Below are 14,245 nucleotides of genomic sequence, written 5' to 3'. Positions count from 1 at the left end.
TCCCACCACCAGCGTCCGGAACGGATGTCTTCACCCGGTGTAATCGCACGCGTGCAAGGTGCGCAACCGATACTGGGATAAAACTTATCGTGCAGCTTGTTATAAGGCACTTCATAGTGCTTCAGATATTCCCAGACTTCCGCGTTAGACCATTCCAGCAACGGATTCACCTTTTGCATACGATTGCCCATATCATAGGCAGATACCTTCAAACTCAATCGGCTGGTTGCCTGCTCGTGCCGTATCCCAGTCACCCAGGCACGCTTACCTTGTAAAGCGCGGCGTAATGGCTCTACTTTACGGATATGGCAACAGGCTTTACGCAGCTCGATGCTTTGATAGAAACCATTGACGCCATTCTCGGAAACATAGGCTTCCACTTGTTTTACATTGGGAAAATAGATGCGCAGCGTCGTTTTGTACCGTTCACGCACTGTTTGCATCAAATCATAGGTTTCTTGCGGCAACCGCCCAGTATCCAGACTGAACATATCAATAGCGAGTTGATACCGGTCAATGATATCAGTCAACACCATATCCTCGGCACCCAGGCTGTTCGCAAATGTAACCGGTGCAAAGTCGCGCACTGTTTCGGTCAGAATTGCAACAACCTGTTCAATCCTTTGCTGCAACTCACTCATTAGCCATATCCACCACCGGATTTCCCTTGCGCTGCACTCGCCGGAATAATGGCAGTTTCTGATCAAAAGAAGTTTGATAAACTTCAGAAAAATCAGTCAATCCTTTTAATGCGTCTTCAATGTTACGATCCGGACGTGTTGCAAAAGCATCAAAACCCACGCGCTGCATATAAAATAATTGATCACGCAAGACATCACCGATCGCCCGTAATTCCCCCGCATATCCGAGGCGCGCGCGCAGGTTATAGGCGATTGAATATCCGCGGCCATCTGAGAATTTCGGAAAATCAACTGCAATCACAGAAAATTTGTGTATATCACCTTTCAAATCTTCCGGCCGCTCGGCACTCGCCAGCCAAACACCAATTTCAGCACGTTGTTGCAATGCATCACGTTGCTGCAGCCACACTTGCAATGGAACAATCACCTTACCTTCCGCAACCGTTACATTTTCAGCTGACTCCTGTTCATTTAAACGGAGAACAGTCCAATCATCTGCAACGATTGTTTTATTTTTTATTATCATCTTGACTAAAACCTTGGGGAAAAATAAGGCACTGAATATCGCGCAGGAGCCACGACATGTTTGTCGGCAGTTTCTTCTTCCGCTACCGCAAAATCCGTCGTATACACATGCTCTTTAAAAGGCGCATGACCAATACGGCGCACGGTATCAATAAAGCTTTCAGCTTCCAACCGCTCGCGCAGATAAACCTGAAGCAGACGATCAATCACTTCAGGCACCTGATTAAATGTAAAGGATGGGCCGATAATCTTACCAATCGAACTCAGGTTACCTTCAGCACCGCCCAGTGATACCTGATACCATTCATCGTGATCTTTCTTTTCCACTCCGGTAATGCCGATATTACCGATATGATGCTGCCCACAAGCATTGACACAGCCCGAGATGTTCAGTGATATCTCACCAATATCATGCTGAAAATCCCAATCCTCAAAACGCTCGGCAATCAATTGCGCCAACGGTATGGAACGCGCATTGGCCAACGTGCAGAACTCCGCGCCAGGACAACTGATGATATCGGTCAGTAAACCAATATTGGGGGCGGTCAGTTCCTGTGCGGTAGCTTCTTGCCATAACCGAATCAAATCTTTCTGCCGGACATCCGCCAATACCAGATTTTGTTTATGCGTGATGCGTAATTCACCCAGACTATAACGATCCGCCAAATCTGCGATGACTTCCATCTGTTCAGCCGTAGCATCCCCGGGTACACTGCCTGGTTTCTTCAACGACAAAACAACAATCGCATACCCTGGAACGCGGTGTGCTTTAACATTGCGTAACATCCAGTTGGAAAATGAGCGGCTATCCGCCTTGAATTCATTCAGTTGCGAATCATGATCGGTTAGTTTTTCATAAGCCGGATCCGTAAAGAAAGTGGCGACACGATTGACTTCCTCACTGGTTAAAGTGCCGGGGCCGTCCTTGAGATCCGCCCAATCGGCTTCAACTTGACGTTTAAACTCATCAATCCCTAACGCCTTTACCAGTATCTTGATACGCGCTTTATATTTATTATCCCGGCGTCCATATTGGTTATAGATTCGCAAAATGGATTCTACATACGTCAAAATATGCTGCCAGGGCACAAATTCACAAATCTCACTGCCTATGATCGGCGTACGCCCCAATCCTCCACCCACCAGCACCCGGAAACCGATTTCGCCTTGCGCATTTTTTGTCACGGATAAGCCAATGTCATGCGCATAAACAGCAGCACGATCTTCTTTTCCACCACTGATAGCAATCTTAAATTTTCGCGGCAAATAAGCAAATTCCGGATGAAAAGTGCTCCACTGGCGCAAAATCTCTGCATAGGGACGTGGATCTACTACTTCATCCTGAGCCACACCGGCGAATTCATCCGATGTAATATTGCGCACGCAGTTACCGGATGTCTGGATAGCATGCATTTCGACCGAAGCCAGATCAGCCAAGATATCGGGCGTATCTTCCAGTTTTAGCCAATTAAACTGAATATTCTGACGTGTTGTGAAATGTCCGTAACCACGATCATATTTGCGGGCAATATGGGCAAACATGCGCATCTGCTTCGACGAGATCAAACCATAAGGCACCGCAATACGTAACATGTAGGCATGTATTTGCATATACAAGCCATTTTGTAGCCGTAAAGGCAAGAATTCTTCCTCAGTCAACTCACCGGAAAGACGCCGCTGTACCTGATCACGGTACTGCTTGACACGTTCATCCACAATTTGTTGATCATACTCATCATAGCGATACATTTTTAGTTTCCCCGCATATTCAGTCAAAGATGCTCAGTAAGGTATGCAACAAAAATATCTTGATTAGTCAGTAATTAAACTGATCTTTTAGGATTCTTGGGTATAACGCTTGGACACGGGCAACAATAATGCTGCTTCCAAGGGGAATTTAGCACCATACTTCATAATATGGTTTACATCATCATCCTCGTCATGCCTTAATGCCATACCAATATAAGCATGTTCACCGCTCTCACCCACCACCACACCAACGCGCCCGCCACAACCATTAAACCATGAGACCTGTTTAGGTTTATTCTCAATATTTGTACTCATCAATCAATCCTTTGTTTCATTAACGGGAAGCCGCTAAAGCCTGTCAAAGAATCAGCAGCTCACCATCACAGCCACTTATCATTCTGACACACAAAACAACTTCTTATTTGTCGCCTTAAATTTATTGCACATTGATCATACTATTCGGTTTTTGTTCCAACCCTCAAGAGTCAGTTTGATACCTGCTGCGGACAAAATATAGCAATGTTGCTATTCTAGCAAAAAACGAAACGGGAATCGTCTTTTGCCGTTTAATCACAGACAAAATGCAATACACCCATTTCACATAGGAATTGATGTGAAATGGTACAGTTAGCTAAACTGACAAAATATCAAAACACGAACAATAAGAACATCACAAAGAATATTTACTCACTCTGACTGTGCTGGAGTCAACCAGGAAATCTGACACGACGCACCTAATAGGTGATTTCATCTAGTTGTCTTTCTACTTCTTTTTTTTATCCAGTAGCATCATAACAATACAATTTTATTATTCAAAATAATGTTATGTTAGATCGATATAACCACTTATTATTAACTGACACGACTTATGAAACTACAGCAACTTCGCTATTTATGTGAAACCGCCAGTCAGGATATGAATTTATCCAGAGCGGCAAAAAAATTACATACCTCTCAACCCGCCATCAGCAAGCAAATTCAGATGCTTGAGGATGAGCTCGGTGTAGATATTTTTTTGCGCAATGGTAAACGTATCGTACAAATAACGCCACCCGGGCAACTGATCATAAAAACGGCCACCCGGATGCTTCGCGATGCCGATAATCTAAAAAAAATTGCGCAGGAATTTACCAATGAAGCCGGTGGTTCACTGACTATTGCGACAACGCACACGCAAGCGCGCTATGCGCTACCCCCGGTGATCAAGCGCTTTACCGAACGTTACCCAAAAGTCAAATTAATCCTGCGGCAAGGCAGTCCGATGCAAATTTCTACTTTAGTCACTTCGGGCGAAGCGGACATTGCGATTGCTACTGAAGCCATTGAACAATTTCAAGAATTGATATTACTGCCGTGTTATCAGTGGAATCGATGTGTCGTTGTGCCACCCAAGCACCCGCTTCTGAAGTTAAAAAAACTCACATTGGAAGCAATTAATCAATATCCTATCATTACTTATGATTTTGCTTTTACCGGGCGCTCAAAAATCAATCAGGCGTTCGCAAGCCGGGGACTGGAGCCCAATGTGGTGCTAACCGCTATTGACTCCGATGTGATCAAAACTTATGTAGAACTGGGGCTAGGTGTTGGTATACTGGCAAACATGGCGTTTGATCCTAAACGAGACAAAAATCTCAGATCTATCGATGCCAGCCATCTGTTTGAACCCAGCACGACACGTATCGGTATCAGCCGCAACAGTTATATACGTGGTTATGTCTTCGATTTTATCGAAATGTTTGCGCCGCACCTTGATCACGCCAGTATTCAAGCCAAACTGGAAAGTAGTAAATATGATGACTCAGAGATTGCAAATTCATTCCCATTGAAAGCAAACACCCAATCATTTGTTGAGGTCAAAAAATGAAAACGATTCTTAGTCTGATATTGGCATCACTCATACTGGCATTCATTGCCCTTGGATCCGGCGCTTACAATATGGCCGCCACAGATAAACACTGGGGTATCACGGAAAAGATTATCGAATGGATCCGTGAAAGCTCCATAGAAGCACGTGCCAAGAATCTGGAAGTGCCACCATTGGATAATGCTGAGTTGCTGCTGATAGGTGCCGTACACTACAATGCCATGTGCACAACTTGCCATCTGGCTCCCGGTTTGAAACCGACAGAACTGTCGATAGGTTTGTATCCACAAGCACCTGTATTCCATCAGCGCGAATCAGTCGATGATCCGATCAAGAAATTAGAACACATCAGAGAATACTTCTGGGTAATCAAAAATGGTTTAAAAATGACTGCCATGCCAGCCTGGGGCCTTAGTCACGATGATGATTCGATCTGGGCGATGGCGGCTTTTGTTCTCAAAATGAACCATATGACACCTGAGCAATATGAGAATCTCATCAACTCAGCCAAAGACCACTCGCATGATCATGAGCACAGTCATCATTAACCTGAATAGTAAAATACCAAGATTCAGCTCAGCCTGATTATCTGATCCGCTTCTTATCCAAGTACATAACTTTGATTCAATCGGTTATTGCCAAGAATCTTATTGCGAGCTACCTTTGCGCAAATTATCGGATTGGCGCTGGCCCTGACTCAATTTCCCTACGAATTGATCGATACTCAAAACCACTCGCAAAACTCCTTATTTCATCGGGACAGTCTGGCGCGGCTATTATCAGCGCCTATAATCCATACAGTCGGCGGTTAAGCAATGAAAAAAATTGTGCTGCGCACGAATCACTCAGGAATTTCTTGAATCGTCATTCTTATCCGATCATTGAATGCTTAAATACTGATCCGGCTGACAGTTGGCCTGCAGAAAAAAGTTTTTTTGTGCCCGGACTGGATCTGAATACATCCCAATCATTAGGAGAGCAATATGATCAGAATGCGATTGTATGGATCAATAGTGATGCAATACCCCGCTTGATCCTACTGCGCTAGAAACAATCGATTAAGCATTTGTTTCAACAGAAAATGACTCAACGCCACATAGGATATTGGGGCATCAAAAAATTCAGTGTAGCTGCCAACGCAAACCCGGTGCTATACTCATTACTTTAATAACAGTTTGGGAGATACAACTATGAAGCAAACACTCACCTTTCTGACTTTGGCTATATTCAGTTTCGGATTGCTTGCTTTTGATGCGGAAGCAAAGCGTATGGGAAGCGGTAAAAATATAGGCACACAACGTCAATCTGTTAACCAACAACAAGCTGCGCCTAACTCTCAGAAATCTTCGGCTGCAGCGCCTGCTGCAGCCGCTGCGGGGGGTGGAAGTAAATGGGGTGGCGCGCTGGCAGGTCTTGCAGCCGGCGGTTTACTGGCCGCGCTCTTTATGGGTGGTGCATTTGAGAACATCAATATGCCAGATATTTTGATTATGCTGTTATTAGCGGGCGCTATTTTCTTCATCATCCGCATGTTACGCAAACCCAAAACTGCAGAGTCCACACCTTCGATGCAATATTCCGGCACGAACACAAACACGCAAGATCGCTTTGACACGCCGCCATTTACCACACCCGCAGGCACTGCAACAGCGGATAGCAGAGAAACCGCATACAGCCAGCCAAATATTCCGGCTGACTTTAAAGTGGAACCGTTCATACGCAATGCGAAGGCTTCGTTCATGCGCTTACAAACTGCGCATGATCATGGGAATGTCAACGAAATCCGTGACTACACAACCCCCGAAATGTTTGCAGAAATTAGTGCGCAAATTAATGAGCGAGGTGACGCACAGCAGAAAACGGAAGTACTGTTCATTGATGCCAATCTGCTGGAAGTTGAAACAACCAATGATTTGGCAATCGCCAGTGTCCGCTTTACCGGTCAGCTGCGCGATGCGCCCGATGGCGAACCGGAAGCATTTGATGAAATCTGGCATGTTCAAAAAGATCTTAAAAATTCTGATGCCACCTGGTTATTGGCAGGTATTCAGCAAGTTTCCTAAGTTATTTTGCAATATAGCGTTATTGAATTAACCCGGCCGGAACGCACCTGTTTTTGGTTAAGCGATCAGGCCGGGGTTTAATCGAATTTTTGTCGCTTGTGCCCCACCGAACAACTTTCCCCAATTAATCTTTAGCACTCATTTAATGATTGCGCCCAATCATTAACACCATGTATACGAGATTATCAAAAACTGTGATGGTCTTGGCTTTTGCACTGTATGCCTCGCTGGTAGTATTCAACAATTTGACTGATTACAACTCAAATTTTTCCCTCGTCACTCACGTCCTTACGATGGATACGACCTTTCCTGATAACCAGGGAATGTGGCGGGCTATCCAATCTCCCTTCATTCATCATACGGTTTACAGTTTCATCATTGGGATAGAAATCGTCATTGCAGGACTTTGCTGGCTGGGCGGTTTGCGTTTATATCAAAACCTTAAAGACCCTGCATCCTTTAATCAGGCAAAAGGTTTGGCAATTCTGGGACTAACACTTGGTTTTATCTTGTGGTTTACGGGATTCATGACGATTGGCGGAGAGTGGTTTTTGATGTGGCAATCAGAAACAGCTAATGGACAACAAGCTGCATTCCGCTTAGTTACGATAATTGGTATCGCCCTCATCTATTTGACTCAGACAGATGCAGAGAAACACCCATAAAAACCATACCGAACTTCGAATACCCCAGTTTATGATACCAATGCATCAATCCCGGCCTGGGCAATTTGCGCATCTTCGAATGATCGCACGCCACTGACACCGATCGCGCCGACAAATTGATTATTAACAGTAATCGGTAATCCGCCTTCAATGGGCAATGTGCCCGGCAAATTCAGATACCTCAGGCGTCCTTCCGCAATATTCTCTTCCCAGATTTTAGTTGGGCGACGAAATGCAATGGCGGCACGCGCTTTTTCAATGGCCACATTAATACTGCCGAACTGAGTATGATCAAGGCGTTGCAGGTAGAGCAAATGACCGCCGTCATCCACGATAACAATAACAACCGGCCATTCATTCCGCTTGGCTTCGGCTTCTGCACCCGCGGCTATTTTCTTGGCATCGTCCAGCGTAAGAATTATTTTATTCGTAGTCATATCCACCTCTCAGAGCAGCAGGCCGGCAATCCCATCGGCACTCAATTTCGATAACAGAATATGAGCCTGCAGCTTATTTATATTTAAATCCCAGCACCGCCCTCGAACACTTCTTGCCGCATCTGGGCTTGTGAAATATTACTGCCCGGCGGCACACTACGCGTCAACCACACATTACCGCCGATCGTCGATCCTCGTCCTATGGTAATACGCCCTAATATTGTTGCCCCAGCATAGATCACCACATCATCTTCAACAATGGGATGGCGCAAATTGCCCTTCACCAAAGCACCATTCTCATCAACCGGAAAACGTTTGGCTCCCAGGGTGACTGCCTGATACAAGCGCACATTCTGGCCAATGATCGCAGTTTCACCAATCACCACACCGGTACCATGATCAATAAAAAACCTGCCGCCAATCTGCGCACCCGGATGTATCTCTATCCCGGTTACTGAATGCGCAATTTCTGAAAACATGCGCGCGATCAATGGCGCGCCCAGACCATGCAAAACATGCGCCAGCCGGTAATGCGTAATAGCCATTATTCCAGGATAACAAACCAGCACTTCATCCACATTACGCGCCGCCGGATCGCCTTCATAAGCCGCGATAATATCGCTTTCCAGCAGACTCCGGACTTCCGGCAGCCGTTTGGCAAATGCCTGCGTAATGGCAACCGACTGTTCACGATCTTCATTGCTGAGAACTTCCAGGCCAGCGTTATAGTGCAGTTCATGTTGAATTTGCACCAGTAATTCGCGCAATGTCATGTTCAGCGTATGCCCGACATAATAATCGATGCCTTCATCCGCAAATTCCGACGAGCCCAGCCGATTAGGAAACAAGGCCGCGCTCAAGCCCTCAGCGACACCCATCAGAATCTTGCGCGACGGTAACTTGGGTGGCTTGTCATGCCCCCGGTTACGGCTCTGCAGCGAGGCCATACGCAAAGCACGCAACTCAACAACGATATTTTCCACATCTAAATAAGCGCTCCGCAAAAGGGGATCCTGCGTTCTCTTGATATCGTTCACGATGTCGTCAAACCCCGTTCATCAAACATGCCTTCAAAAAGAATACTGCTCAGATAACGTTCAGCAGAATCCGGCAAAATAACCACAATGGTTTTTCCGGCATTCTGCGGGTGTTTGGCGTGGCGTACGGCTGCCGCCACGGCCGCGCCGCAGGAAATGCCGGCCAGAATGCCTTCTTCCCGTGCCAGGCGCCGCGCATACGCTATCGCCTCTTCATTACTGACCTGCTCTATTTCATCGACCAATGACAGATCCAGATTATCGGGAATAAAACCTGCGCCGATTCCCTGAATTTTATGTGGTCCAGGCGCCAATGACACACCCGCGCGTTTTTGTGACAGCACCGGACTCGCCGTGGGTTCAACAGCCACCACGGTAATGGCTTTGCCTTTGGTTTGCTTAATATAGCGGGAAACGCCGGTAATCGTACCACCCGTTCCCACACCGGCGACAAAAATATCAACGGCACCATCGGTATCATCCCATATTTCCGGGCCGGTGGTTTTTTCATGAATCTCCGGGTTGGCTGGATTTTTAAACTGTTGCAACAGCACATAGCGGCGCGGATCAGAAGCAACAATCTCTTCCGCCTTCGCCAAAGCACCATTCATCCCGCGCGCGCCATCGGTTAATTCGAGTCTGGCACCCAACGCAATCAACAATTTACGGCGCTCCACACTCATCGTTTCCGGCATCGTCAACGTCAGCGGAATTCCCCGCGCAGCCGCGACAAAAGCCAGCGCAATACCAGTATTACCGCTGGTCGGCTCGATAATTTCTTTTCCGGGGCCAAGCAACCCGCGGCGTTCAGCATCGTCAATCATTGCAGCGCCAATGCGGCATTTCACCGAATACGCCGGATTACGTCCTTCAATTTTTGCCAATACCAATGCCGCTGCGCCGTCAGTCACCCGGTTAAGACGCACCAGAGGCGTGCGCCCAATGGACAATGAATTATTTTCAAACCAATTTGCCATAAATTTTCCTTTTCTGTGTGATGCCTATTCAGACGACCCACCAATCTTTCTTTAATCAAAGACAAGAACCGCCCATTTCGACACGACTAAACCCAACGGATTAGCCAAAATCATAAGCATTTCACTATAACGCATTCGTTCTCAGGCTGAAAGTACATACGCTGCTATTTCATCAATTGTTAAGGAACGTAGGCATTGGTAGTATTATCAGAATAAGTCATCTAGGGAGACACTGATTTATTGCTTGCGCAAGCGATTTGCTGCGTTGGGTGGTGCTCAGAAACTCGCCTATCCTATTGATATGTCTCGCTCCTTGCGCTCCATCCGCCTTGCATCTCATCTTGCTCGGCGAATTAATCAGCGTTTCCCTAGGAGTCTGCCGGGCTTAAGCAATCGTAGCGAGCCGAGTGGGAGAACGAGTGCGTATTTCCTCTATTTTGAGGCGCATAGTTTATCTATGCAACGAGAAATTGAGGAAATATGAACCATTATCCCACTGGCGCAGTAGATTGACCTTAAGTCCGACAGACTCCTAGCACACAATCCCGATTTTTAAACTGATTTAAACCGATTCTCCATCTATACTTGAAATAAACTGGATTTCGTTTTAAACCTCGTCGTGATAATCTCTATGATGTAATTGTAAAATCATTATGTTTAAAGCCTGTTCTGGCTGATCCAAAATTCTAATAAAGGAGAAAATCATGTCATTACGCATCAACGACATCACCCCGAATTTCACTGCGAAAACTACTCTGGGAACAATCGATTTCCATCAATGGATCGGTGATAGCTGGGCTATCCTATTTTCTCATCCCAAAGACTTTACGCCAGTATGTACCACCGAATTGGGCTATATGGCCGGCCTGGAAAAAGAATTTGCACAACGCAACTGCAAGGTAATCGGTTTAAGTATCGATCCAATTGATAACCATGAGCAATGGGCTAAAGACATTGAAGAAACGCAAGGCCACGCAGTTAAATTCCCGATAATCGGCGATACCGATTTGGCTGTCGCCAAGCTGTATAACATGCTGCCTGCGGATGAATCAGGCACATCGGAAGGGCGTACCGCTGCAACCAATGCGACCGTTCGTTCTGTATTTATCATTGGGCCGGATAAAAAAATTAAATTAATGATGACCTACCCAATGACCACTGGCCGCAATTTTAATGAAATTCTGCGCGTGCTGGATTCGATGCAGTTGACTGCGCAATACAAAGTGGCTACACCGGTCAATTGGAAAAAAGGGGAAGACGTGATCATTGTACCCAGTGTCTCTGATGAAGAAGCAGGAAAACTCTTTCCACAAGGCTTTAAAACCATCAAACCTTACTTGCGCACGACAAAACAGCCCGATTAATTTAGGTTTACTCTGTCCAAGTAGAGAGTCAGTCTGAATAGCTGTGAACGAATGCTAACTGAATGGCTGTTCACCGATTATTTTCTGCAATTTCTGCAGTTCAGGCAGGCGCCGCTTGTAGCCGGTTTCTTCGATCAGTTTCGCCGCTTGCGGCACGTGGAATTGCGGTGACGGTTAACTAAATACACTAGTTATGCCATATTGCTAGCATGGCTAGCTTACCTCGTGCTGTAATTCCCATGACTGGCGCGAACTTAAGATGAAGAAACGCAGCCCAAAAAAGTAAAGGGTGGAAGTTAAGTAGCTTTAGTAAGCTGTCACCGTAATTCTACGTCCAGTTCTGGAATTCCAACTGGGTAAAAAATCACGGGCATGATTTGTATGTATTGATGTCAGCTAATTTTAGAAAGGAATTCCTATAATGTTTTTATTAAAGAAACTCATGACTTCAATGAGTAAATCTCTGACTGTGAGATTAATTTTTATTGTATTTGGTATGGGTAATGCGAGCTTGTTTGCTGCAGGTTTTGCTGATACCAATACAATTCAGAAGGCCGTGGCTGCTTACAAGACTATTGAAACGCTGCGTAAAGAGACGCCAATTAATGGCGATGCCATTGCTAGTGCCTACACGGGAGCGTTACAAATATTGGCACAGGAAGCTGAGATCAATTCACTCAAACTGAATAGTGACATCCTGGTTGCAATTGAAGAGATCAAAAGTGGAAATGAGCCAAGACTGGCGACTCAGGTGATCGACAAGACTTTGCAACGCGTTTTTTACCAAAGTATTTTGAATCGTATCACAATGATACAACGTCGATTTAACACTGCAACATCTGCTGAATTAATTCAAATGTTGGATGACGTAGTTGCAGCATTTCAAGCGATTACCGGCACTGTTGCAAGAACCAATGAAATACTGAGTGCTGATAGACAAACAATAATTTCAGGAAGTAACCCAGCACTGGATGTTCAGTTTAATGAATCGGTTGCGCGGATTAGGAGGGCACTGGATAAAAGTAATCCCGAGGAAGATTCCGGCGTTATTGCTGTTGAGTTCTCTACCACAAGAATTGCATTAGCCCAAGCTTATTATATTGGGGTTTTACGTACAGTGGCCAGTGTTCTTGAGAATAGAAGCACGGATCCGGAGACGACAGCCGTATCGCTAAAAGAAGGGGAATTTTTTTATCGTATTATTGAATCATTGGTCGCGCAGGGTAACCGGGTCGGCAATCAACTCATTAAAGCGCAACTGGCAGGAAATGCTGCAAATGTTGTAGCCTATGAAATCGTTAGTGAATTAATCAAAGGATTTGTTGGTCAGGTTTATGGCGAAATGAGTTACCAATCAATAAGTATTGGTGTAAATCGCTTTCAAGCTATGTCAGAAGCTTCAGGAGCAGCAGCTTATGCTAGAGTCTTTCTACCGGATGTCGAGGTGCGCTTAGGCGCTGAAGTGCGTGGCAATCTGGAAACTGCACTCAGTAATCTGCAAACTGCAAGCAGCGAAAATAGCGTGCCTAAATCTGCAGCAGCTCGTGATGCGATAGCGGCGATTCTGCTTAGCTATCAGAAGGAGCTAAATTTGATCGATCCCAGGACTACAATCGATACGGGTTTTGTTTATAATGCTTCAACAAGTTATTATCAGATTAGTGGATATCGTGCAGAAAATCCTGTGAATGCGGAAGCAATTGCTGCAGCATACACCGGAGAGTTGCAGCAATTAACTCAAATCATTGATCTGGCCTATGGATTGACGATTGATCAAAATGTTCTAGCAGCTATTGAAAATGTCAGAAATGGAAATCAAGTTGCGTTAGCTTCGCAAGTAATCGACAAATCGATACAACGAGTTTTTGCGCTTGCCATTTACAATCGAACAACATTAGTGCTTGATAATTTTGATAGTTTGGCAACGGATAAATTGGCACTGGAATGGGATAGGGTGGAAACAGCCTATTTGGCGATCATGCTTGCTGTCGGCAAGGTAAACAAGGTATTGACAAAGGATAAACAAACGCTCAAAGATGAGGCTGGTCCGGATCCATATCCGGAGGACCAGTTTTCGCTGGCATTTTTGAATGGCAGAGAAGCTTTAAGCAAAGCGAATGCAAATGACCGCACCACTCTTGCGATAGCACGCGAAAACATCATCGTTCCGCTGGTCAGGGGCTTCTTGAACGGCGTATTGCACGAAGTCGAGGGGGTTATTGCTAATAGAAGTATCGATGTTGATGAAGCAAGGGTAGGGCAGTTGGGAGGTGATCTTCTCTACCGTACTGTTGAAGTATTTATCGCCCAGGATAATCCATCAGGCAACGATCGCATCAAAGCCCAATTAACCGGTGATTTGGCGGATGTGGTCGCTAATGAAATCGTTAGTGACATCAACAAAGGGGTTATTGGTCAATTTAGAAGAAATATCAGTCAGATTGAATCAACGTTCGGTGTTGATCGGAATCGGGCACTGCTTGCTTCTGAGAGAATATCTTTATATGCCACTATCTTCTTGCCTGACCTGGAATTGCGTTTAGGCACGCAGCAGCGTGTAAAGATGCAAAATGCATTGCAGGATTTGAGAGAAGCTATTGAAACTGATAATTCTGCCAAAGCAATCACTGCAGGATCGACGATTACTGAGATCATTTCTGCATACGAGGATGAGTTAGTTTAGAACTCACAATTCAGAAGTCAAACAACTGCGCCTTACCGTGAATTTTTACGGTAAGGCGCAGTTGTTAGTACTATCCCGGATATTGCATGAATTGCGCATTCCCTCACTTATCTCTTGATTCCACAAGAAATTTATCTCAGTCAGGCGTATGAATAACCACACCATTTATTCTAAAAATCACTTTTTAAAACAATATCATGTGTAATAATCGTGCGAATTTATGCAATGTCTGGATTA

The 14,245-nt window shown here is 45.3% G+C and carries 14 protein-coding genes; 7 read left to right on the top strand and 7 right to left on the bottom strand.

All coding sequences use genetic code 11. From position 1 onward, the window contains the following. From QZ942_RS01545 to QZ942_RS01530, 4 genes are all read right to left on the bottom strand, one after another. Positions 1–641, bottom strand: a 641-nt coding sequence (locus QZ942_RS01545) for a phosphoadenylyl-sulfate reductase (protein ID WP_292992807.1), incomplete at its 3' end; no start/stop codon positions are given. Continuing rightward, positions 634–1,167, bottom strand: a complete 534-nt coding sequence (locus tag QZ942_RS01540; RefSeq protein ID WP_292992806.1) for a DUF934 domain-containing protein — start codon at positions 1,165–1,167, stop codon at positions 634–636. The genes QZ942_RS01540 and QZ942_RS01545, both read right to left, overlap by 8 nt. Before the next feature lie 5 nt (positions 1,168–1,172). Further along, positions 1,173–2,915: a nitrite/sulfite reductase gene (locus tag QZ942_RS01535; RefSeq protein ID WP_292992811.1), complete on the bottom strand. Its 1,743-nt coding sequence runs from the start codon at positions 2,913–2,915 to the stop codon at positions 1,173–1,175. 87 nt (positions 2,916–3,002) lie between these two features. Beyond that, on the bottom strand, positions 3,003–3,230 hold the full coding sequence (locus QZ942_RS01530; RefSeq protein ID WP_292992805.1) for a hypothetical protein: 228 nt from the start codon (positions 3,228–3,230) through the stop codon (positions 3,003–3,005). A 553-nt stretch (positions 3,231–3,783) separates the two neighbouring features. Between QZ942_RS01530 and cysB the strand changes: the two genes are divergently transcribed. The 5 genes from cysB to QZ942_RS01505 all read left to right on the top strand — a co-directional run bounded on the left by cysB (position 3,784) and on the right by QZ942_RS01505 (position 7,510). Next, on the top strand, positions 3,784–4,782 hold the full coding sequence (gene cysB, locus QZ942_RS01525) for an HTH-type transcriptional regulator CysB (protein ID WP_292992804.1): 999 nt from the start codon (positions 3,784–3,786) through the stop codon (positions 4,780–4,782). Beyond that, entirely contained in the window at positions 4,779–5,330 is a 552-nt protein-coding gene (locus QZ942_RS01520; RefSeq protein ID WP_292992802.1) for a cytochrome c, read from the top strand. Before cysB ends, QZ942_RS01520 begins: the two co-directional genes overlap by 4 nt. Before the next feature lie 71 nt (positions 5,331–5,401). Then, positions 5,402–5,830: a DUF3293 domain-containing protein gene (locus QZ942_RS01515; RefSeq protein ID WP_292992800.1), complete on the top strand. Its 429-nt coding sequence runs from the start codon at positions 5,402–5,404 to the stop codon at positions 5,828–5,830. A gap of 142 nt (positions 5,831–5,972) precedes the next feature. After that, the gene (locus tag QZ942_RS01510) at positions 5,973–6,845 is read left to right on the top strand and encodes a Tim44 domain-containing protein (protein ID WP_292992798.1); all 873 of its coding nucleotides are present in this window, start codon (positions 5,973–5,975) and stop codon (positions 6,843–6,845) included. Positions 6,846–7,015: 170 nt separating this feature from the next. Next, positions 7,016–7,510 carry a DUF2165 family protein gene (locus QZ942_RS01505; protein ID WP_292992797.1) on the top strand — a complete coding sequence of 165 codons (495 nt, stop codon included), beginning with the start codon at positions 7,016–7,018 and terminating at the stop codon, positions 7,508–7,510. A gap of 29 nt (positions 7,511–7,539) precedes the next feature. Here the strand turns inward: QZ942_RS01505 and QZ942_RS01500 are convergent, their stop codons facing one another. The 3 genes from QZ942_RS01500 to cysK all read right to left on the bottom strand — a co-directional run bounded on the left by QZ942_RS01500 (position 7,540) and on the right by cysK (position 9,961). Further along, positions 7,540–7,947 (bottom strand): heme-binding protein, encoded by a 408-nt coding sequence (locus QZ942_RS01500; RefSeq protein ID WP_292992796.1) that lies wholly within the window; start codon positions 7,945–7,947, stop codon positions 7,540–7,542. An 83-nt stretch (positions 7,948–8,030) separates the two neighbouring features. Continuing rightward, on the bottom strand, positions 8,031–8,894 hold the full coding sequence (gene epsC, locus QZ942_RS01495) for a serine O-acetyltransferase EpsC (RefSeq protein ID WP_292992810.1): 864 nt from the start codon (positions 8,892–8,894) through the stop codon (positions 8,031–8,033). Between the two features lie 86 nt (positions 8,895–8,980). Then, a complete protein-coding gene (cysK, locus tag QZ942_RS01490) occupies positions 8,981–9,961 on the bottom strand; it encodes a cysteine synthase A (RefSeq protein WP_292992794.1) in 981 nt (326 codons plus the stop codon). Positions 9,962–10,665: 704 nt separating this feature from the next. Here cysK and QZ942_RS01485 point away from each other — a divergent pair. Continuing rightward, positions 10,666–11,325 carry a peroxiredoxin gene (locus QZ942_RS01485; protein ID WP_292992792.1) on the top strand — a complete coding sequence of 220 codons (660 nt, stop codon included), beginning with the start codon at positions 10,666–10,668 and terminating at the stop codon, positions 11,323–11,325. A 469-nt stretch (positions 11,326–11,794) separates the two neighbouring features. Continuing rightward, entirely contained in the window at positions 11,795–14,008 is a 2,214-nt protein-coding gene (locus tag QZ942_RS01480; protein ID WP_292992791.1) for a hypothetical protein, read from the top strand. The last annotated feature ends 237 nt before the right edge of the window (positions 14,009–14,245 follow it).

This window comes from Nitrosomonas sp. (genome assembly GCF_021731985.1).
Taxonomy (GTDB): domain Bacteria; phylum Pseudomonadota; class Gammaproteobacteria; order Burkholderiales; family Nitrosomonadaceae; genus Nitrosomonas.
This window is presented reverse-complemented; position numbering and strand designations above follow the sequence as displayed.